The organism is Streptomyces sp. NPDC085866, from assembly GCF_044541035.1.
Classification (GTDB): Bacteria; Actinomycetota; Actinomycetes; order Streptomycetales; family Streptomycetaceae; genus Streptomyces.
The window spans coordinates 158,964-177,986 of record NZ_JBITSQ010000002.1 but is presented as its reverse complement, the minus strand read 5'-3'; the positions used below and the strand labels follow the sequence as shown (position 1 = coordinate 177,986).

Sequence of the window (19,023 nt, the reverse complement as noted above, 5' to 3'; positions counted from 1 at the left end):
GTCACGCCGCCGGGGGCTGCCGCCCGGACGCGCAGCCGCCCCCGGCGCCCTTCTCGGCGGGCGTCGGGGGCGGCTCGTCCTGGCCTGGGACGCCGCTACTTCGCCGAGGCGGTCAGGTCGCCGCGCCGGGGCGCCGCGAAGCCCTCCAGGTCGGCCCGGGTCAGACCGGTGAGCCGGGCGACCTCGGCGATGTCGAGGGCGCCGCAGTCCAGGCCGCGCAGCAGGTAGCCACCGAGGGCCTTGGCGGTGGCGGGCTCGTCCATGACGTCGCCGCCGGCGCGGTTGGCGTAGCGGGCGAGGCGGGCGGCGGCCTGCTCGAAGCCCTCGCGGTAGAAGGCGAAGACGGCGGCGTAGCGCGTCGGGATGTGGCCGGGGTGCATGTCCCAGCCCTGGTAGTAGGCGCGGGCCAGCGCCCGCCGCGTCAGGCCGTAGTGCAGGCGCCAGGCGTCGTGGACCTTCGCGGTCGGGCCGACCGGCAGGACGTTGGTGGAGCCGTCCGAGACGCGTACGCCGGTGCCCGCGGCGGCGACCTGCATGATCGCCTTGGCGTGGTCGGCGGCCGGGTGGTCGCTGGCCTGGTAGGCGGCGGAGACGCCGAGGCAGGCGCTGTAGTCGAAGGTGCCGTAGTGCAGGCCGGTGGCGCGGCCCTCGGCGGCCTGGATCATGCGGGCGACGGTCGCGGTGCCGTCGGTGGCCAGGATGGACTGGCTGGTCTCGATCTGGATCTCGAAGCCGAGCCGTCCGGACTCCAGGCCGTGCACCTTCTCGAAGGCCTCCAGGAGGCGTACGAACGCGCTGACCTGCTCGGCGTACGTCACCTTCGGCAGGGTCAGCACCAGCCCCTCGGGCAGACCGCCGGCCTCGATCAGAGCGGTGAGGAAGACGTCGAGGGTGCGGATGCCGCGGTCGCGTACGGCGGCCTCCATGCACTTCATGCGGATGCCCATGTACGGGGCCGCCGTGCCGTTCTCGCAGGCCTCGGCGATCAGACGGGCGGCGCGGGCGGCCGTCTCGTCCTCCTCGGCGTCCGGGCGGGGGCCGTAGCCGTCCTCGAAGTCGACGCGCAGGTCCTCGATCGGCTCGCGCTCCAGCTTGGCGCGGACGCGGGAGTAGACGGGCTCGGCGAGGTCGTCGGACAGGCCGAGGACGGCCGCGAACGAGGCCGCGTCCGGGGCGTGCTCGTCGAGGGCGGCGAGGGCCCGGTCGCCCCAGGAGCGGATGGTGTCGGCGGCGAAGGCGTCACCGGGGACGTACACGGTGTGGACGGGCTGCCGGGTGCCGGGGTCTCCGGGATAGCGGCGCTCCAGTTCCGCGTCGACCGGCGCGAGGGAGGCACTGATCTCCTCGCTGACGGCGCCCGCGAGGCTTGTCGCCACCTTCTCCTGCTGACCCATCCCACACCCTCCATGTTTCCGCTCTACGGAATCAACAATCCGTAGAATGAAGTTATCCGTGGACCTTCGAGATGGTCAACACCATGTCCATGGGACGCCACTCCGACACCTCGCCCGGTTCACGTGCCTCTCACGGCGCGGTGCCACACTTTCCCTCGCACGACTCGCCCGGCCGTTCCACCGAAGGAGCCTCCGTGCCGAACCGCAGCCGAGTCACGCGCCGTCTGGGTCTCAAGGCCACACTCCTTGCAGCCGTCACCACTCCCCTGTCCAGTACAGCACTGCCCGCCCCGTCGGCCTCGGCACAGGAGCCCTGGGCCCGCCCCCTGGGGATCATGTCCTTCAACCTGCGTTTCGCGAGCACCGCCGAGCCCAACAGCTGGACCGTCCGCAGACCGGTGATGAGCACACTGCTGCGCCGCGAGCAGCCCCATGTCATCGGCACCCAGGAAGGCCTCTACCAGCAGCTGCGCGACATCGATGCCGACCTCGGACCGCACTACGACTGGATCGGCACCGGCCGCGAGGGCGGCAGCCGCGACGAGTCCGCGGCGATCTTCTACGACACCCGGCGCCTGTCCCCGGTCGAGCACTACACCTTCTGGCTCTCCGCCACCCCGGAAGTGATCGGCTCCAACACCTGGAGAGCCGCGTTCCCGCGCATCGTCACGTGGGTCCGCTTCCACGACCTGCACGACGGCGGACGGGAGTTCTACGTCATGAACACCCACTTCGACCACGCGAGGCAGACCGCGCGCGAACACAGCGCCGCCCTCATGGCCCAGCGGATCGCCGGCCTCCAACGCGCCCTGCCGGTCGTGGTGACCGGCGACTTCAACGTCGCCGCGCGCCGGAACCCGGTCTACGAGACGATGCTCGGCGCCGGTCTCGTCGACACCTGGGAGACCGCCGCCGAGCGGAGCGCACTGTTCGGCACGTTCCACGGCTACAAGCCGCTCGTCCCGAACGGCGAGCGCATCGACTGGATCCTGTCCACGCCGGGAGTCACGACCCGGCGGGCGTCGATCAACACCTACTCCAGGAACGGCCGGTTCCCGAGCGACCACCTGCCCGTGCAGGCCTGGATCGCCCTGGGATGAACAGAGGCCCCCGTGACCGGCGCGCGGTCACGGGGGCCTCGTACAGCCCGGCGGCGATCAGCCCTTGCGGGTCTTGATCTCCTCGGTGAGCTGCGGGACGACGTCGAAGAGGTCGCCGACGACGCCGTAGTCGACCAGGTCGAAGATCGGGGCCTCGGAGTCCTTGTTGACCGCCACGATCGTCTTCGAGGTCTGCATACCGGCACGGTGCTGGATCGCGCCGGAGATGCCGTTGGCGATGTACAGCTGCGGTGAGACCGACTTACCGGTCTGGCCGACCTGGTTGGTGTGCGGGTACCAGCCCGCGTCCACCGCGGCGCGCGAGGCGCCGACGGCCGCACCGAGCTGGTCGGCGAGCGCCTCGATGATCGAGAAGTTCTCGGCACCGTTGACGCCACGGCCACCGGAGACCACGATCGCGGCCTCGGTCAGCTCCGGACGACCCGTCGACTCACGGGCGGTGCGGCCGGTGACCTTGGTGCCGGTCGCCTTGTCGGAGAAGGACACGGCCAGGGCCTCGACGGCACCGGCGGCCGGGGCGGCCTCGACGGCGGCCGAGTTCGGCTTGACCGTGATGACCGGGGTGCCCTTGATGACGCGGGACTTGGTGGTGAAGGACGCGGCGAACACCGACTGGGTGGCCACGGGGCCCTCGTCGCCGGCCTCCAGGTCGACGGCGTCGGTGATGATGCCGGAGCCGATGCGCAGCGCCAGACGGGCGGCGATCTCCTTGCCCTCCGCGGAGGACGGGACCAGTACGGCGGCCGGGGAGACGGCCTCGTAGGCGGCCTGCAGGGCCTCCACCTTCGGGACGACCAGGTAGTCCGCGTACTCGGACGCCTCGTGCGTCAGGACGCGGGTCGCGCCGTGCTCGGCGAGCGCGGCGGCGGTGTCGGCGGCGCCGTTGCCCAGCGCGACGGCGACGGGCTCGCCGATGCGGCGGGCCAGGGTCAGCAGCTCCAGGGTGGGCTTGCGGACGGCACCGTCCACGTGGTCGACGTAGACGAGAACTTCAGCCATGGGAACGGATCTCCTTGCGGATTACGAAGTCTGAGGGGCGGTCAGGCTGTCGAGCCTTAGATGAACTTCTGGCTCGCGAGGAACTCAGCGAGCTGCTTGCCGCCCTCGCCCTCGTCCTTGACGATCGTGCCGGCCGTGCGGGCCGGACGCTCGGCCGCGGTCTCGACCTTGGTCCAGGCGCCGTCGAGGCCGACCTCCTCGGCGTCGATGTCCAGGTCGGACAGGTCCCAGGACTCCACCGGCTTCTTCTTGGCGGCCATGATGCCCTTGAAGGACGGGTAACGCGCCTCGCCCGACTGGTCCGTGACGGAGACGACGGCCGGCAGGGAGGCCTCCAGCTGCTCGCTCGCGGCGTCGCCGTCGCGGCGGCCCTTGACCGTGCCGTCCTCGACGGAGACCTCGGAGAGCAGGGTGACCTGCGGGACGCCCAGACGCTCGGCCACCAGGGCCGGGACGATGCCGGCGGTGCCGTCGGTGGAGGCCATGCCGGAGATCACCAGGTCGTAGCCGGCCTTCTCGATCGCCTTGGCCAGCACCAGCGAGGTGCCGATGGCGTCGGTGCCGTGCAGGTCGTCGTCCTCGACGTGGATGGCCTTGTCGGCACCCATGGACAGCGCCTTGCGCAGCGCGTCCTTGGCGTCCTCCGGACCGACGGTCAGGACAGTGACCTCGACGTCGTCGTCCGAGTTCTCGGAGATCTGCAGCGCCTGCTCGACCGCGTACTCGTCGAGCTCGGAGAGCAGACCGTCCACGTCGTCGCGGTCGACGGTCAGGTCATCGGCGAAGTGCCGGTCGCCAGTGGCGTCGGGCACGTACTTCACAGTGACAACGATCCTCAAGCTCACGCCGGCTCTCCTACTGCATCGTCATTTCCGGGCTGCCTCTTGCAGGCAGCATAGGCGCCTCAAGCGGCCGATCCCGATCGGGGCGTCCGCGCGCTCCGACCGAAATATTACTCGCCAGTACACCCAGTTCATGCCCGCTAAGCAAGCGCTTTGAACTGTGACCTTCGCAACGCAGCGTAACCGGAACTCGACGGCTTCGCAGGGCGGGAGAGGCGTGATCAATCCCGCAGGCCGTTGAAGCGGCCCTGGTGGTAGAGGAGGGGACGCCCCGCCCCCGTGGAGTCGCCGAGGACCACCTCGGCGAGCACGATGCGGTGATCACCGGCCGGTACGCGGCCGACGATCCGGCAGACGAGCCACGCCAGCACGTCGTCCAGGACGGGTACGCCGTTCGGGCCCTCCCGCCAGGCCGTGGGCGCGCCGAAGCGGTCGGCGCCGCTGCGGGCGAAGGTGGCGGCCAGGTCGCTCTGGTGCTCGCCGAGTATGTGGATGCCGACGTGCTCGGTCTCGGCGACGGCGGGCCAGCTGGAGGCGCCCGTGCCGATACCGAAGGAGACGAGCGGGGGGTCGGCGGACACGGACGTGAGGGAGGTGGCGGTGAAGCCGACCGGGCCCGAGGCACCGCGCGCGGTGATCACCGCGACACCGGCGGCGTGCCGGCGGAAGGTGGAGCGCAGCAGGTCGGGCGAGGCGAGCTGGAAGGTGCCGAGGTCGGGCGAGGCCGTCATGGAGTTGTCCTTCTGCGAGGGGGGACATGGGGGTCCCCCCGCTTGAGCGGAGCCGAGAGTGAGGGAGGGTCCGGTGCTGTTCAACAGCGCGGACAGCGCGCGCTCGACGTGCGGACCAGGGCGCCTTCATGAAGGTGTCCCCGCCCGAAGAGAAGGAGTTCGGTCGGCATAGGGTCAGGCTGACGATAGGTGGCGTGCGCAGTCAAGTTCGTTCCGGGATCTGGGAGATGCCTCACCGTGCGCCCGAGGGGCCTCACACCGCTTCCCCCAGGGCCGCGATCACGTCGGCCTTGCGGGGCTGTCCGGTGGCGCGTCGCACCACCCGGCCGTCCGCGTCGAGGACCAGCACGGTGGGCGTCTTGAGGATCTCCAGCTCCCGTACGAGGTCCAGGTGGGCCTCGGCGTCGATCTCGACGTGGGTGACGCCGGGGACCATGGCGGCGACCTCACCGAGGACGCGCCGGGTGGCCCGGCAAGGTGCACAGAAGGAGCTGGAGAACTGCACGAGCGTGGCCCGCTCCCCCAGTTCACCGCCCAGCTCGGCCGCTCCGAGTCGCCTGCCGCCGTCCCGCCCGCGCACCCGCACTCTCCCACTCCGCCGTTTGTGCAGCACTCCGTAGGCGCTCGCCACGGCGAGCACCGCCACGCACACCACCAGTCCGGTCATCATCCGCACCAGCATTCATGAGACTGCAAAGATTCCCGCCTCCCGCTGGAGTTTCCGTTGCGGAATGCTTGATTCATGGAGATCGATGCGAGGGGGCCCCGCTTCGCGGCGGCCGTGACGACCGTCGTGCTGGCGGCGGCGCTCATCACGCAGAGCGCCTGGTTGCTGGGCTGGCAGACCCTGGCGTTCGCGCTCGGCACGGCGGGCGGGGTGGGTGGATCGCCGTACGGCCGGCTGTTCCGGACAGTGGTGCGGCCGCGGCTCGGGCCGCCGACGGAGTTCGAGGCGCCGGAACCGCCGCGATTCGCGCAGGCGATCGGGCTGATGTTCGCCGGGTTCGGACTCGTCGGATTCACGCTGGGTCCGGCCTGGCTGGGTCTCGCGGCGACCGGGGCCGCGCTCGCCGCCGCCTTCCTCAACGCCACGTTCGGGTACTGCCTGGGGTGCGAGTTGTTCCTGCTCCTGAAGAGAGTCACGGTACGCGCGGAGTAGAGCGGATCTAAGGACCAAAGTGGGACAACTAGGCCGACGTGACGAGGATCTCGCCGCCGCGAGGCACCAGGACTGGCTACCTGTCCGTTCTTCGGGCACGATCTGCGAGACGCCGTAAACCTACGGCTGCGTAACTTTCCCGCCGGGAGCCCCCCCTTTCCCGAGCAGAGCAGAAAGGGCCCACCCCGCCCATGGCAGAGCTGGTCTACCGTCCCGTCGTCGGTCTCGCCAAGACGCTGTTCAAGGCCTGGGACCTGAAGATCGACTGCCAGGGGTCGGAGAACATCCCGCGCTCGGGCGGTGCCGTCCTGGTGAGCAATCACATCAGCTACCTGGACTTCATCTTCAACGGCCTGGCGGCCCTGCCGCAGAAGCGTCTGGTGCGCTTCATGGCGAAGGAGTCCGTCTTCCGGCACAAGGTGTCCGGGCCGCTGATGCGGGGGATGAAGCACATCCCGGTGGACCGCAAGCAGGGCGAGGCGGCCTTCGCGCACGCGCTGGACTCGCTGCGCTCCGGCGAGGTCATCGGGGTGTTCCCGGAGGCCACGATCTCGCAGTCCTTCACCCTGAAGAGCTTCAAGTCCGGCGCGGCCCGCCTCGCCCAGGAGGCGGGCGTCCCGCTCGTCCCGATGGCGGTGTGGGGCACGCAGCGGCTGTGGACCAAGGGACACCCGCGCAATTTCAAGCGCAGCCACACCCCGATCACCATCCGGGTCGGCGAGCCGGTCGAGGCCCCGCGCGACCAGTACGCGGGCGCCATCACCCGCCGCCTGCGCGAGGGCGTCCAGGATCTGCTGGACGCCGCCCAGCGCGCCTACCCCGCACGCCCGAAGGGCGCTGACGACTCCTGGTGGCTCCCGGCCCACCTCGGTGGTACGGCGCCCACGGCCGAGCAGTTGCGGGCGGCCGAGGCGCACTGACGGCTGATCCCCCGTCACTCACGGCCCGGGGAATCAGCGAGTGCGACGAGGCGCCGGTCAGGCCGGAGCGCCGGCCGACGTCGGAGCGTGCATCTCGATACGGGCGTCCGGGCTGAACTTCTCCAGTAGCTCGGCGAGTTCGGCGCCCGCCGCCTCCGCCTGCGGGACCGGCATCGGGGCGAGGGTCTCCAGCAGGAAGAGGCCGGAGACCGTTTCCTCGGTGAGGCGGGTGCGCGGGCCCTGGCGCCAGTTCCAGCGACGGCAGGTCACACCGGCCTCGTCACGCCACACGACCTCGCCCGCCTCGGGGTGCTCGACGACCTCCTCGCCGCCCGCGACCGTCACGAAGTCCTCCTCGCCGGTGGCGCGCACGAGCCGCATCTCGCCCTGGATGCGGTCGATGTCCTCCCCGCCGACGGGGACCAGGTGGGCCACGCTGATGGCGTTGTAGAGGTCCACGAGCAGGTTGATCCGGGGCAGGCCGCCCTCGGCGAGAGCCCGCTTCGCCAGCGCCTCGGCCGAGTTGCGGGTGCGCGACGGCTTGGAGCCGAAGGCGGTGTACATCTCCCGCCAGGCGACCATGTGCGGGTCCTCGTGCGGTGCTCGTCCGTCCAGGCGGGCGGCCAGCCGGCGGGCCGCCTCGTCCAGCAGCGCCGAACTCGCTTCGGTGCTGGGCCCGTTGACCAGGTCGTACGCCTCGATCACGACATGGGTGAAGCCGGGCGCGAGCGCGCGGACCTCGTCGGACACGGTGAGAGTGAGCGTCATCTGCCTCGCCTCAGAGAGTGCTGGGGAGCGTCTTCCACAGGGCCGACCGGTCCGGGGCTGCTTTCAACGCACTGAGGACGGCCGGGTGCGGTTCAGCATACAAGGCTGGGTAGTCCACCTCATTGGACGCCGGATCGGGGATCCAGGCCAGCCGCTCGCCGCCCAGGGAGAACTGGGCGTCCACGCCCGGCTTGTTGCCTCGCGGGTCCTGCCGGTGCCAGGCCCCGCGGAAACGTACGGCGACCAGGCCGTGCACGGCGTGACCGCTGCCGTCGTCGTGCATGAGCCGCTGGTAGCACAGGGCGGTGGGGATGTCCTCGGCCCGCAGCAGGGCCGCCAGGGCGTGCGCCTTGGCATAGCAGATGCCCGTGCGCTGCTCCAGTACGTCCGAGGCACGCCAGGTGACGCGCGAGTCGTCGGCGTCGGCGGAGTGCGGGATGGTGTCGCGGACGAACTCGTAGGCGGCGCGCGCATAGGCATACGAGTCCGCGACCCCCTCGGCCAACCGGGCGGCCGTCTCCCGCACCACGGGATGGTGATGGTCGATGACCTCGTCGGCGGCCAGGTAAGAGGACAAATCGGCGGTGTTCTGGATCAGCTCCATGGCCGCAGAGCATAGGAATGCGATCACCCGACAGTCAATGACTTTTCAAGTGACCGCATACCTATGCATATTCGGGGGCTAGCGCGCCATCTCCTCCTTGAGCGCCGCCACGAACGTGTCGACGTCCTCCTCCGTGGTGTCGAAGGAGCACATCCAACGCACGACACCCGCGGCCTCGTCCCAGAAGTAGAACCGGAACCGCTTCTGCAGCCGCTCGCTCACGTCGTGCGGGAGCTTGGCGAAGACGCCGTTCGCCTGCACCGGGTAGAGGATCTCCACCCCGTGCACCGCGCGCACGCCCTCGGCCAGTCGCTGGGCCATCTCGTTGGCGTGCCGGGCGTTGCGCAGCCACAGGTCCTTGGCGAGCAGCGCCTCCAGCTGCACCGACACGAAGCGCATCTTGGAGGCGAGCTGCATGGACATCTTGCGCAGGTGCTTCATGCGACCGACGGCGTCCTGATTGAGGACCACGACCGCCTCGCCGAACAGGGCGCCGTTCTTCGTCCCGCCGAGCGAGAGGATGTCGACGCCGACCGCGTTGGTGAACGTCCGCATGGGCACGTTCAGGGACGCGGCCGCGTTGGCTATCCGCGAGCCGTCCAGGTGCACCTTCATGCCGTGCGCGTGGGCGTGCTCGCAGATCGCCCGGATCTCCTCGGGCGTGTAGAGCGTGCCCAGCTCCGTGCTCTGGGTGATCGAGACGACCTGCGGCATCGCGCGGTGCTCGTCCTCCCAGCCCCAGGCCTGCCGGTCGATCAGCTCGGGCGTGAGCTTCCCGTCGGGCGTGGGCACGGTGAGCAGCTTCAGGCCGCCCATGCGCTCGGGGGCGCCGCCCTCGTCGACGTTGATGTGTGCGCTCTCGGCGCAGATCACCGCGCCCCAGCGGTCGGTGACCGCCTGGAGCGCGACGACGTTCGCGCCGGTGCCGTTGAAGACCGGGAAGGCCTCCGCGCCGGCCCCGAAGTGGCTGCGGATGATCCGCTGGAGGTTCTCGGTGTAGTCGTCCTCGCCGTACGCCACCTGGTGGCCGCCGTTGGCCAGGGCCAGGGCGGCCATCACCTCCGGATGCGCCCCGGCGTAGTTGTCACTGGCGAAACCGCGGACCTGCGGGTCGTGGTGGCGACGCGCGTCGGTCTTGGGAGGGTTCACGGCTTCTCGGTCAGCCACAGACGGTTTCCGTTCACTTCGGCGGCGGACTTGCTCCAGACGCCCTCGATGGCCTCGGCCAGGTCCGTGACGTCCGTGAAGCCCGCGAACTTCGCGTTGGGGCGTTCGGCGCGCATCGCGTCGTGCACCAGCGCCTTCACCACCAGGATGGCAGCCGCCGAGCGCGGACCCTCCTCACCCCCGGCCTTGCGGAAGCCGTCGGCCATGGCGAGCGTCCAGGCCTCGGCGGCGGCCTTGGCCGCGGAGTACGCGGCGTTGCCCGCGGTGGGCTTCGACGCGCCGGCGGCACTGATCAGCACGTACCGGCCGCGGTCGCTGCGCTGCAGGCCGTCGAAGAAGGCCAGGGAGGTGTGCTGGACGGTGCGGACGAGCAGCTTCTCCAGCAGATCCCAGTCGGCCAGGTCGGACTCGGCGAAAGTCGCGCTGCCGCGCCAGCCGCCGACCAGGTGGACCAGGCCGTCGATGCGGCCGTGGTCCTTCTCGATGCGCGCCGCCCACTCACGGGTCGACTGCAGGTTGAGCAGGTCGACCGTCTCGCCGGTGACCGTGGCACCGCCGCGCGCGTAGCGGGCCGCGTCCACGGACTCCGCCAGGCGCTCGGGGTTGTTGTCGGCACCGACGACCACCGCGCCGGCCTCGGCGAGCCGGACCAGCGCCGCGTGACCGGCGGGTCCGCCCGCTCCGGCCACCGCGATCACCGCACCGCTGAGAGACCCGTTGTTCCCCACGTTCTTCCCCTCTTGAACAGTGTTCTGGACGCTGCCGCTCACGCGGCGAGCCGCTCGGCGCCGTCCGCCGTGATGCCCTTGGTGGAGGCGATCACATTCTTCAGCTTCTTGGACAGGGCCTCAAAGAACATGCTCAGCGGAAACTCGTCCGGAAGCACGTCGTCCACGAGCTTGCGCGGCGGCTGGGTCAGGTCCAGGGCGTCAGGGCCCTTGGCCCACTTGGAGCCGGGGTGCGGGGCGAGGTAGGTGGAGACCAGCTCGTAGCCCGCGAACCAGTGCACGAGCTTGGGGCGGTCGATGCCGTCCCGGTACAGCTTCTCGATCTCGGCGCACAGCTGGTTGGTGACCTGCGGGGCGCGCTCCCAGTCGATGGTGAGCTTGTTGTCGGTCCAGCGGATGACGTCGTGCTTGTGCAGGTAGGCGAAGAGCAGCTGGCCGCCGACACCGTCGTAGTTGCGCACGCGGTCACCGGTGAGCGGGAAGCGGAACATGCGGTCGAAGAGCACCGCGTACTGCACGTCACGGGCCTGCGGGACGCCGTCCGCCTGGAGCTTCACGGCCTCCTTGAAGGCGGTGAGGTCACAGCGCAGCTCCTCCAGGCCGTACATCCAGAACGGCTGGCGCTGCTTGATCATGAACGGGTCGAACGGCAGGTCGCCGTGGCTGTGGGTGCGGTCGTGGACCATGTCCCACAGCACGAAGGCCTCCTCGCAGCGCTTCTGGTCGTGGACCATCGCGGCGATGTCCTCGGGCAGCTCCAGGCCGAGGATGTCGACGGCCGCGTCGGTGACCCGGCGGAAGCGGGCGGCCTCGCGGTCGCAGAAGATGCCACCCCAGGAGAATCGTTCCGGCGCCTCGCGCACGGCGATGGTCTCCGGGAAGAGGACGGCCGAGTTGGTGTCGTAGCCGGCCGTGAAGTCCTCGAACTTGATGCCGCAGAAGAGCGGGTTGTCGTACCGGGTGCGCTCCAGCTCGGCCAGCCAGTCCGGCCACACCATGCGCAGCACGACCGCCTCGAGGTTGCGGTCCGGGTTGCCGTTCTGCGTGTACATCGGGAAGACGACCAGGTGCTGCAGACCGTCCGCGCGGCCTGCCGCGGGCTGGAACTCCAGCAGGGAGTCGAGGAAGTCCGGCACCTGGAAGCCGCCCTCGGCCCAGCGACGCAGGTCCTTGACGAGGGCCTCGTGGTAGGCGACGTCGTGCGGAACCAGCGAGGAGAGCTGCTGGATCCCCGCGACGACACGCTCCACGGCCGCCTCGGCCTCGGCTCGCTGCGGGGCGCCCTCGGCCTCGAAGTCGATCGATCCGTCCTGCGACTGCCATGGCCGGATCTGCTCCACGGCATCCTTGAGCTCGGGCCAGGCCGGGTGCTCAACAACCCTGGTCAGCGAAGGAACCTGTCCCTCGGTACCCGCCTGCACAAGAATTTCCGTCATGTCCCATCCTCCACGGGAGAACCTCGCGTAAGGACACCGTATGCATACCCCGTTTCTCCCAGCAAGAGGCAGCTCGGGAAATTATTCTGCCAAGCCGCATGGTCACCGACATTTTTCCTGTCTGTGACCGTGACAACGGTCACTTTCGCCACGAATACGGGGGGTGGACGGCTGCGGGGCAGACCAATCAGATCCAGCCGGTCAATGCGGTCGGGGACTCGCCCACCCCCGGGTGACCATGCAGGCGCATCCGAGCCAGGCGTCACAGGCGCCGCGACCCGATCCGCCGCGCAGGTGCGGGTTCATCGCGGGAGCAGGCCATTAGGCTGCGGACTTGCCGCGTGGACACCGACGTCCCGTCGGGTCCGCGGGCGCCGAGCCGCCGTCGACGGAAGCGAGTTGAACCTTGAACTTCCTTACCATCGGTCACCGCGGGGTCATGGGTGTCGAGCCCGAGAACACCCTCCGTTCCTTCGTCGCCGCGCAGCAGGCCGGCCTCGACCTGATCGAACTCGATCTCCATCTGAGCAAGGACGGCGCCCTGGTCGTCATGCACGACGCGGAGGTGGACCGCACGACCGACGGCACCGGCCCGATCGCCGAGAAGACCCTCGCGGAGCTGCGCGCCCTGGACGCGGGCCGCGGGGAGCAGGTGCCGGTCTTCGAGGAGGTCCTGGACGCGGTGAAGACGCCCTTGCAGGCGGAGATCAAGGATGTGGCGGCGGCCAGGGCACTCGCCGAGGTCATGCACCGGCGAGACCTGGTCTCCCGGGTGGAGGTGTCCTCGTTCCACGACGAGGCGGTCGCCGAGATCGCCCGGCTGGTGCCGGGCGTGCGCACCGCGCTGATCGCGAGTCGCTACGGCACCGACGTGGTGGAGCGCGCCACCGAGGTGGGTGCCGGGACGGTCTGTCTCAACGTCCGCCGGCTGACCCTGGAGGTCGTCGAACACGCGCGCGCGGCCGACCTGAGGATCATCGGCTGGGTGGTCAACACGCAGGATCACCTGCGGCTCGCCCGCGCGCTCCAGCTGGACGGGGTGACGACCGACTACCCGGAGATCAAGCGCACGGGCCGCTTCACCGCCTGACCCGGCGCGCGATCTCCCGGACGAACGTCAGGCCAGCGGCTTGACCAGCAACTCGAACTGCAGGTCGTCGCGCTGCGGGATGCCGAAGCGCTCGTCGCCGTACGGGAAGGGCGTCATCTCTCCCGTACGGCGGTAGCCGCGGCGCTCGTACCAGGCGATCAGGTCGTCACGGACCGAGATCACGGTCATGTGCATCTCGGTCACGCCCCAGGTCCGCCGGGCCAGCCGCTCCGCCTCTGCGATGACGACCTTGCCGAGTCCCGCGCCCTGGAGTGTGGGGCTGACCGCGAACATGCCGAAGTAGGCGTGCCGGCCACGGTGTTCGAGCTGGCAGCAGGCGACGATCCGGCCGTCCTGCTCGACGGTCATGAGCCGGCTGTCCGGCGACTTGATGACGTCGAGCACGCCCTCCGGGTCGGTCCGCTGCCCCTCCAGGATGTCCGCCTCGGTGGTCCACCCGGCCCGGCTGGAGTCGCCCCGGTACGCCGACTCGATCAGCGCGACAAGCGCGTCGACATCGGCGTCGGTGGCGTCTCGGAACGTCGGTCCGGTGGCGATGGTGTCCATGGGGGCTGTCTCCGATCTCGGGCGCGGCTGAGCCAGGGATGAGGGTAACTCTGCCACTAGAGTCCGGATGCATGGTGCACGTACTGAGCAGCCGGACCCTGCTGCGCCCCAGCGACCCCGAGCGCTCCCGCGCCTTCTACGGCGAGCAGTTGGGCCTGGCCGTCTACCGGGAGTTCGGCACGGGTCCGGAGCGCGGGACCGTCTACTTCCTCGGCGGCGGCTTCCTGGAGGTCTCCGGCCGCTCGCCGGCCCCGCCGCCGGCGGTCCGGCTGTGGCTGCAGGTCGAGGACGCGACCGGCGCGCACGAGGAGCTGGTGGGCAAGGGTGTCGAGATCGTACGGCCGCCGGTGAAGGAGCCGTGGGGCCTGGTCGAGATGTGGATCGCCGACCCGGACGGACTCGAAATTGTCATCGTCGAGGTACCCGAAGATCACCCCATGCGCTACCGCCCAGGCATCTGACGATCTGCGGACATGACGAAGCCCCGCTCACCGGGGGCGTGGGGGACGCAGAGGCGAGCGGGGCTTCGTGGACGCCCTCTTCCCGCTGCAGGAGTTGCGGGTGCCGTCGGGCGGGTCCTCGGCCCCGGCCACGCCTCCGCCGCGTCGACTTGGTCGACGTCCTGGCTCTCCACACTTGTGCCCGCTCGATCCGGCGCTGCAGGGCCCCGCACACAAAGAGCGCAAGCGACGCCATTTCCTCGAAGACGCAGGCGCACAGCTCGATTTCACGGTGATCGCTGCCGTCAGAAGCTCCACTGAAATCCGCGTCTCGTCAGACAGCGGCCACCGGCAACCGGGACAGGGGAGGCCCCGTTCATGGTGAAGCTGCCGAAGCAGGACGCAACGTCGTGCAGCTCCGTCACAGGAAATCTCCTCCGCGGCGGGGCTGTGTCGCACACCGGGTAACGGACCCATCAGGGCGCAGAATCGGAGAATGCAGGGCTTCTGCATCACCAGCCCCTCAGGCGGGGAGGTACACAGATGCCACAGACGACGCGTATCAGGCCCTACTTCGAACTTCGCATCGGCGGCTTCCGCGTCACTTCTGATCGGGTTCCCGTGCGGGTCGTAGCGCTCCTGTCCAGCGCAGTGACCGGCGCTGCTGCGTTCCTGTGGAGACGCTGACCGGTCGGGACGGAGAACACGCCCAACCGCACCGCCGATCAAAAGATCGAACTGCTGACCCACCCTAATTCAACTGTCGCCCACGGCAATTTGCGGTACCGGCCGGGGATCAGGGAGGCGTCCGGATCAGCGGGCGAGCTGATCCGGACGCCTCTCCTGGGCCCTGCTGCCCGCCGTGAGCAGGTGGCCGCTGATGCCGAGCAGCGACGGCTCCGCCTCGGTCCGCCGCAGTGCGCGCAGGACCAGGTCGCGGCGGGCGGGGTCGTCGAGCCAGTCGGAGACGTCGCCCATCAGCCAGGCGGCGCCCTCCAGGCCGTACCCGTGTGGTGTCAGGCCGGCGTCCGAGAACTCGGCCGGGACGGCGGTGGGCTCGTGGAAGTAGGCGGTCGTGAACAGGGACTTCGGCCCGCCGGTCGGTCGCATCCGGCCGTCGCCGACCGCCGCGTCGATCTGCGGCCGGTGCTCGGCGTCGAAGTACAGCCCCGTGCTCAGGTTGTCGTGCAGGGCCGCGTACCGGTTGATCGTGGCGGCCACCACGAGGCCTCCGGGCCGCACCACCCGGTGGGCCTCGGCGAGCGCCCGGACCCGGTCCTCCCGCTCGGGCAGGTGGTAGAGGGGGCCGAGGAGCAGCACCACGTCCACGGACGCGTCCGGCACCGCCAGGGCACGCGCGTCGCCGACGCGCGCGGTCACGCCGGGCAGGCGGGCCGCGTGCCCGACGTGCAGGGGCACCGGGTCCACGAGTTCCACCGCGTAGCCGTCGGCGGCGAGCCACTGCGCGTGGACACCACTGCCGCCTCCCACGTCCAGGACCCTGGCCGGAGCGGGCGGCAGGAGGCGGCGCAGGACGTCCTGGGTGCGCCAGAACTCCAGGCGTCCGGCGCCCGAGCGCAGCCGGCCGTCCTCCCCGTCCCGCTCGTAGTACTCCGCGATCTCCTCGGCGAGTGCGGGAGCACCGGCTCCCGCTGCGTGATCCGTCTCCATCCCCGCAGCCTCCCGTCTCGTGCCGGGACCGGACAACCGATTTCCGCGTCTGCCGGCGCCGGGGAAGGGGAAGCCGGCTCCGGATGGCCGGTGCCCGAGGCCGCGGCTAGCGTGCGAAGGGGAGCCCTCCTCGGTCTGTTCTCACACAGCGGGCCGGGGCGACCGGAAGGAGCTGTCATGAAGTTCGACAAGCCGGTGATCGGCGGCCCCTGCTGGACCGAGTTGGGGACCAGTGACCTGGAGAGGGCCAAGGGGTTCTACACGGAGCTGTTCGGCTGGCGGCCGGAGACGGATCCGCGGCCGGAGGCGGGCGGGTACACGGTGGCGCACCTGGGAGACGCGGCGGTCGCCGCGCTCACCCCGCTGTACCAGGAGTCCCAACCGGTCGCCTGGAACGTGTCGTTCGCGGTGACGGACGCCGACGACGCGGCACGGCGTGTGGAGGAGGCCGGTGGAACGGTGATCGTCGGCCCGATGGACGTCTTCGACGTGGGCCGGTTCGCGGTGGCCCTCGACCCGACGGGCGCGGCGTTCCAACTCTGGCAGGCGCGGGCCTTCCCGGGCGCCGGTCTGTTCAACTCGCCAGGCACGCTCGGCTGGGTGGAACTGGCGACCCGGGACACCGACCGGGCCCGGGACTTCTACACCACGGTGTTCGGCTGGAGCGTCAACGCCTCGGAGTGGTACACGCAGTGGGGCATCGACGGGGAGGACTTCGGCGGGATGGCCGACATGGGCGACCGGTTCCCGCCCGAGGTACCGCCGCACTGGCTGCCGTACTTCGCGGTGGACGACGTGGACGCGACGGCCCAGGTCGCCGAGCAGGCGAACGGCGCCGTCGTCATGCCACCCACATCGGTCCCCGACGGCCCCCGCATCGCGGTGCTGCGGGACCCACAGGGAGCGGCGTTCGGCGTGTACAAGGCAGGCGAGGAGGGCTGAGCGGCGGCTCGGCCTCGAGGCCGACGTGCCGGCCAGGGGCCGTACGGGTCGAAGGCCGGCACTGCGTAGAACATCCGCTCACGCCCGCAACGGCCCCATCCGCCCCTCCAGGCCGCTGAGCAGGTCGGCGAGGAGTGCGGCCAGTTCGCCCTGGCCCTCCGGGGTGAGGACGGACAGTACGGCGGTCTCGTACGAGAGTTGTTCGGGGAGAATGCCGTCGACCAGGTCGCGGCCGGTGTCGGTGAGGCGGAGGTGGGCGACTCGGCGGTCGCGGGTGTCGCCGCGCCGCTCGACCAGGCCGCGTTCGGTCAGGTGCTTGAGCCGCTTGGTAACGGCGGCACCGGAGGAGAAGGTCTCCCGGGCAAGCTCCCCCGGGGTCAGCTCGTGACCGGTGCGGCGCAGCGCGCCGAGCAGGTCGAACTCCGGGCGGCTGAGTCCGGCCCGGCGCAATGGGGCGTCCTCTGCCTGCTGGAGGAGGGCGGCACAGCGGTTGATGCGGCCGATGACCTCCATGGGCCCGGTGTCCAGGCCGGGGTGCACGGCCCGCCACTGCCGGACGACCGCGGCGACGGTGTCCCGCTGCGCCGGGCCGGGTCCGGCCTCGCTCTCGTTCCCCGGCTGCCCGTCGGCCGGGGAATCCACGATCGTCGGCCTCTCCTCGACCGTGCCGCCCCCGGCCCCCGCCTGTCCCCCGCCCGCTGCGTCCCCGGCCGGCGGTCGTCCGTTCGTCGGCGTCATGGCCGTACGTCCTCCGTTGTCCTGCCCGTGTCGTGGTCCAGGGGTGCGCTCCCCCGGTGTCGTGCCGTCGCGGCGAGCGTACGGTGTCCGGACTGTTCGGCGAGCACGACCCGCTCCGTGGGCAGGGCGCGCTGCCACCACTCGCCGGAGGCGGCGTCGGCCGTGGCGCGCAGGTCGACCAGCGCGGCGGCGAGGGTGCGGCCCGCGGTCTTCACGGCGCGGGGTGCCGGGTGCGGCTCGGCGAGCAGGCGGGTGGCGTGCTCACGGGCACGTTCGACCGTGGTCAGCGCGTGCTCGATGCGGTCGCCGGCGCGCCGGTTGGTGACGGCCACGGCCGCGACGAAGCCCACCAGCGCGCCGACGAGGGTGTCCGCGATCCGCTCGGTCATGAGCCGTCCGGGGTCCTGGCTGCGGGCGAACTCGGTGATGAGCAGGGCCATCGGTGTGACGCACACGCTGCCGAGCCAGTAGTTGTGGCTGATCAGCGCCTCGGCGCCGAAGTTGAAGGCGAGGCAGAGCAGCACCAGGGCCGCAGGGTGCAGATGGGCGAGCGGAGTGACCGCGGCGAAGACGAGGACGCCGACGAGGTTGCCGACGACGCGCTGGATGCCCCGGCTCCAGGTGAGGGTGACGTTGGCCTGGTAGAGGGAGGCCGCGGTGACCAGAGCCCAGTAGGGGCGCCCGACGCCGAGGGCGAGGGAGGCGTATCCGGCGAGGGCGCAACCGAGCGCGGTGCGGGCGGCGATGGGCACGAGCGGGGCGAGCCGGTGCCGCAACGGGCTGCGCGGGTGGGCGAGCTCGGTGTCCACGCCGAGCAGTGCACCGGTCGGGTCGTGGGGGGACCCGATCCCGGAGACCGGGCCCGTTCCGCGCAGGTCTCGGGCCCAGGCGCGCAGCCGTTCGGGGTCGGTGTCGGCGGGGGCGGCCAGGGCGACCTCGGCGCGGATCAGGAGCCGTTCGAGGGCGCGCCGGGCGGGGTCGGGGCGGGCGCCTGCGGCGAGCAGGGACTGCCAGGCCGCGTGGATGGCGGCGGCGCTCGCGGCGCGGGCCCGGGCGTGGCCCTCGGCCGTACCGCGCGTGGCGGCGTACGCGGCGGCCGCATCCAGGGCCTGGGCGGTGGCGCGGCGCTCGGGGCCGTGCGGGCGCAGCAGCCCGGGTGCCATGCCGACCAGCCAGGCCCAGGCACCGGCGGCGAGCGCCAGCCCGACATGGCCGGGGACCTGGCCGAGGCTCTGCGGCGCGAACAGGGAGGCGGAGCTGATGAAGGTGAGGACCACGTTGCCGGGCGGACCGATACGGGTGGCGTCGCACACCGCCTTCTGCGCGGCCGCCATGAGGGCGCCGACGGTGACGAGCACGACGGCATCGGTGGTGACAGACGCGGCGAGCAGGGCGACGGCGAGGCCGCCGACCATGCCGAGCACCACCCAGGCCAGGGCTCGGGCCCGGGCGGCGTAGGGTCGGTTGTGGCCGTAGAGCGCGCACAGGGAGCCCGCCATGGTGTACATGGCGAGGTCGAGGCGGCCGAGCGCCAGCAGGGTCAGATTGGGCGGAGCGACCGCGGCGACCGCGCTCAGCGCGGGCTTGAACCAGATGTCGGAAGGACGCCCCAGGCGGAGCACGCCGGCGAGGGGAAGACGGTGGCGGGTCGTACTGCTCATACCATCAATTTAGCATGTGTTTTACTGGTAAAAGATATCGCCTGA

At 70.9% G+C, this 19,023-nt stretch carries 20 protein-coding genes; 6 read left to right on the top strand and 14 right to left on the bottom strand.

The window, feature by feature from the left end:
- Positions 1-95: 95 nt before the first annotated feature.
- Positions 96-1,394 (bottom strand): DUF6986 family protein, encoded by a 1,299-nt coding sequence (locus ACIF83_RS04220; protein ID WP_393478598.1) that lies wholly within the window; start codon positions 1,392-1,394, stop codon positions 96-98.
- A 194-nt stretch (positions 1,395-1,588) separates the two neighbouring features.
- Here ACIF83_RS04220 and ACIF83_RS04215 point away from each other — a divergent pair, with 194 nt between their 5' ends.
- Entirely contained in the window at positions 1,589-2,494 is a 906-nt protein-coding gene (locus ACIF83_RS04215; protein WP_393478595.1) for an endonuclease/exonuclease/phosphatase family protein, read from the top strand.
- Between the two features lie 57 nt (positions 2,495-2,551).
- Here ACIF83_RS04215 and ACIF83_RS04210 read toward each other — a convergent pair whose 3' ends face one another.
- The 4 genes from ACIF83_RS04210 to ACIF83_RS04195 all read right to left on the bottom strand — a co-directional run bounded on the left by ACIF83_RS04210 (position 2,552) and on the right by ACIF83_RS04195 (position 5,754).
- Positions 2,552-3,514, bottom strand: a complete 963-nt coding sequence (locus ACIF83_RS04210) for an electron transfer flavoprotein subunit alpha/FixB family protein (protein ID WP_393478592.1) — start codon at positions 3,512-3,514, stop codon at positions 2,552-2,554.
- Between the two features lie 56 nt (positions 3,515-3,570).
- Positions 3,571-4,359, bottom strand: a complete 789-nt coding sequence (locus ACIF83_RS04205) for an electron transfer flavoprotein subunit beta/FixA family protein (protein WP_393478589.1) — start codon at positions 4,357-4,359, stop codon at positions 3,571-3,573.
- Positions 4,360-4,577: 218 nt separating this feature from the next.
- The gene (locus tag ACIF83_RS04200) at positions 4,578-5,087 is read right to left on the bottom strand and encodes a flavin reductase family protein (RefSeq protein ID WP_393478586.1); all 510 of its coding nucleotides are present in this window, start codon (positions 5,085-5,087) and stop codon (positions 4,578-4,580) included.
- Positions 5,088-5,340: 253 nt separating this feature from the next.
- The gene (locus ACIF83_RS04195) at positions 5,341-5,754 is read right to left on the bottom strand and encodes a thioredoxin family protein (protein ID WP_393478902.1); all 414 of its coding nucleotides are present in this window, start codon (positions 5,752-5,754) and stop codon (positions 5,341-5,343) included.
- Positions 5,755-5,829: 75 nt separating this feature from the next.
- On the opposite strand from ACIF83_RS04195, the gene ACIF83_RS04190 reads away from it, so the two are divergent.
- Entirely contained in the window at positions 5,830-6,246 is a 417-nt protein-coding gene (locus ACIF83_RS04190; RefSeq protein ID WP_393478583.1) for a DUF4395 domain-containing protein, read from the top strand.
- 191 nt (positions 6,247-6,437) lie between these two features.
- Entirely contained in the window at positions 6,438-7,166 is a 729-nt protein-coding gene (locus tag ACIF83_RS04185) for a lysophospholipid acyltransferase family protein (protein ID WP_399723318.1), read from the top strand.
- 57 nt (positions 7,167-7,223) lie between these two features.
- On the opposite strand, the gene ACIF83_RS04180 is transcribed toward ACIF83_RS04185, so the two are convergent.
- From ACIF83_RS04180 to ACIF83_RS04160, 5 genes are all read right to left on the bottom strand, one after another.
- On the bottom strand, positions 7,224-7,934 hold the full coding sequence (locus ACIF83_RS04180) for a B3/4 domain-containing protein (RefSeq protein ID WP_399723316.1): 711 nt from the start codon (positions 7,932-7,934) through the stop codon (positions 7,224-7,226).
- A gap of 10 nt (positions 7,935-7,944) precedes the next feature.
- Entirely contained in the window at positions 7,945-8,538 is a 594-nt protein-coding gene (locus tag ACIF83_RS04175; protein WP_393478575.1) for a transglutaminase domain-containing protein, read from the bottom strand.
- Between the two features lie 78 nt (positions 8,539-8,616).
- Positions 8,617-9,687, bottom strand: a complete 1,071-nt coding sequence (locus ACIF83_RS04170) for a threonine aldolase family protein (protein ID WP_399723314.1) — start codon at positions 9,685-9,687, stop codon at positions 8,617-8,619.
- Complete coding sequence (locus ACIF83_RS04165) at positions 9,684-10,433, bottom strand: SDR family NAD(P)-dependent oxidoreductase (RefSeq protein ID WP_393478569.1); 750 nt, start codon at positions 10,431-10,433, stop codon at positions 9,684-9,686. Before ACIF83_RS04165 ends, ACIF83_RS04170 begins: the two co-directional genes overlap by 4 nt.
- A 38-nt stretch (positions 10,434-10,471) precedes the next feature.
- Positions 10,472-11,869 carry a DUF6421 family protein gene (locus ACIF83_RS04160; RefSeq protein ID WP_398140064.1) on the bottom strand — a complete coding sequence of 466 codons (1,398 nt, stop codon included), beginning with the start codon at positions 11,867-11,869 and terminating at the stop codon, positions 10,472-10,474.
- Between the two features lie 406 nt (positions 11,870-12,275).
- Here ACIF83_RS04160 and ACIF83_RS04155 point away from each other — a divergent pair, with 406 nt between their 5' ends.
- Positions 12,276-12,959, top strand: coding sequence for a glycerophosphodiester phosphodiesterase (locus tag ACIF83_RS04155; protein ID WP_398140063.1), 684 nt, complete (start codon positions 12,276-12,278; stop codon positions 12,957-12,959).
- Positions 12,960-12,986: 27 nt separating this feature from the next.
- Here ACIF83_RS04155 and ACIF83_RS04150 read toward each other — a convergent pair whose 3' ends face one another.
- Positions 12,987-13,526: a GNAT family N-acetyltransferase gene (locus tag ACIF83_RS04150; protein WP_393478562.1), complete on the bottom strand. Its 540-nt coding sequence runs from the start codon at positions 13,524-13,526 to the stop codon at positions 12,987-12,989.
- A gap of 71 nt (positions 13,527-13,597) precedes the next feature.
- Between ACIF83_RS04150 and ACIF83_RS04145 the strand changes: the two genes are divergently transcribed.
- Positions 13,598-13,987: a VOC family protein gene (locus ACIF83_RS04145; protein WP_393478560.1), complete on the top strand. Its 390-nt coding sequence runs from the start codon at positions 13,598-13,600 to the stop codon at positions 13,985-13,987.
- A 792-nt stretch (positions 13,988-14,779) separates the two neighbouring features.
- On the opposite strand, the gene ACIF83_RS04140 is transcribed toward ACIF83_RS04145, so the two are convergent.
- On the bottom strand, positions 14,780-15,637 hold the full coding sequence (locus tag ACIF83_RS04140; RefSeq protein WP_399723310.1) for a class I SAM-dependent methyltransferase: 858 nt from the start codon (positions 15,635-15,637) through the stop codon (positions 14,780-14,782).
- 177 nt (positions 15,638-15,814) lie between these two features.
- Here ACIF83_RS04140 and ACIF83_RS04135 point away from each other — a divergent pair, with 177 nt between their 5' ends.
- Complete coding sequence (locus ACIF83_RS04135) at positions 15,815-16,579, top strand: VOC family protein (protein WP_399723308.1); 765 nt, start codon at positions 15,815-15,817, stop codon at positions 16,577-16,579.
- Positions 16,580-16,657: 78 nt separating this feature from the next.
- On the opposite strand, the gene ACIF83_RS04130 is transcribed toward ACIF83_RS04135, so the two are convergent.
- Both ACIF83_RS04130 and ACIF83_RS04125 read right to left on the bottom strand, forming a co-directional pair.
- A complete protein-coding gene (locus ACIF83_RS04130; protein WP_398140060.1) occupies positions 16,658-17,317 on the bottom strand; it encodes a MarR family winged helix-turn-helix transcriptional regulator in 660 nt (219 codons plus the stop codon).
- A complete protein-coding gene (locus tag ACIF83_RS04125; RefSeq protein WP_399723306.1) occupies positions 17,314-18,978 on the bottom strand; it encodes an FUSC family protein in 1,665 nt (554 codons plus the stop codon). Before ACIF83_RS04125 ends, ACIF83_RS04130 begins: the two co-directional genes overlap by 4 nt.
- Positions 18,979-19,023 lie beyond the last annotated feature (45 nt).

Coding starts and splice junctions, on each gene's coding strand:
- ACIF83_RS04150 (WP_393478562.1), bottom strand. CDS start 13,526: ATGGACACCATCGCCACCGGACCGACGTTCCGAGACGCCACCGACGCC.
- ACIF83_RS04130 (WP_398140060.1), bottom strand. CDS start 17,317: ATGACGCCGACGAACGGACGACCGCCGGCCGGGGACGCAGCGGGCGGG.
- ACIF83_RS04125 (WP_399723306.1), bottom strand. CDS start 18,978: ATGAGCAGTACGACCCGCCACCGTCTTCCCCTCGCCGGCGTGCTCCGC.
- ACIF83_RS04220 (WP_393478598.1), bottom strand. CDS start 1,394: ATGGGTCAGCAGGAGAAGGTGGCGACAAGCCTCGCGGGCGCCGTCAGC.
- ACIF83_RS04160 (WP_398140064.1), bottom strand. CDS start 11,869: ATGACGGAAATTCTTGTGCAGGCGGGTACCGAGGGACAGGTTCCTTCG.
- ACIF83_RS04175 (WP_393478575.1), bottom strand. CDS start 8,538: ATGGAGCTGATCCAGAACACCGCCGATTTGTCCTCTTACCTGGCCGCC.
- ACIF83_RS04135 (WP_399723308.1), top strand. CDS start 15,815: ATGAAGTTCGACAAGCCGGTGATCGGCGGCCCCTGCTGGACCGAGTTG.
- ACIF83_RS04140 (WP_399723310.1), bottom strand. CDS start 15,637: ATGGAGACGGATCACGCAGCGGGAGCCGGTGCTCCCGCACTCGCCGAG.
- ACIF83_RS04185 (WP_399723318.1), top strand. CDS start 6,438: ATGGCAGAGCTGGTCTACCGTCCCGTCGTCGGTCTCGCCAAGACGCTG.
- ACIF83_RS04210 (WP_393478592.1), bottom strand. CDS start 3,514: ATGGCTGAAGTTCTCGTCTACGTCGACCACGTGGACGGTGCCGTCCGC.
- ACIF83_RS04145 (WP_393478560.1), top strand. CDS start 13,598: ATGGTGCACGTACTGAGCAGCCGGACCCTGCTGCGCCCCAGCGACCCC.
- ACIF83_RS04190 (WP_393478583.1), top strand. CDS start 5,830: ATGGAGATCGATGCGAGGGGGCCCCGCTTCGCGGCGGCCGTGACGACC.
- ACIF83_RS04200 (WP_393478586.1), bottom strand. CDS start 5,087: ATGACGGCCTCGCCCGACCTCGGCACCTTCCAGCTCGCCTCGCCCGAC.
- ACIF83_RS04195 (WP_393478902.1), bottom strand. CDS start 5,754: ATGACCGGACTGGTGGTGTGCGTGGCGGTGCTCGCCGTGGCGAGCGCC.
- ACIF83_RS04180 (WP_399723316.1), bottom strand. CDS start 7,934: ATGACGCTCACTCTCACCGTGTCCGACGAGGTCCGCGCGCTCGCGCCC.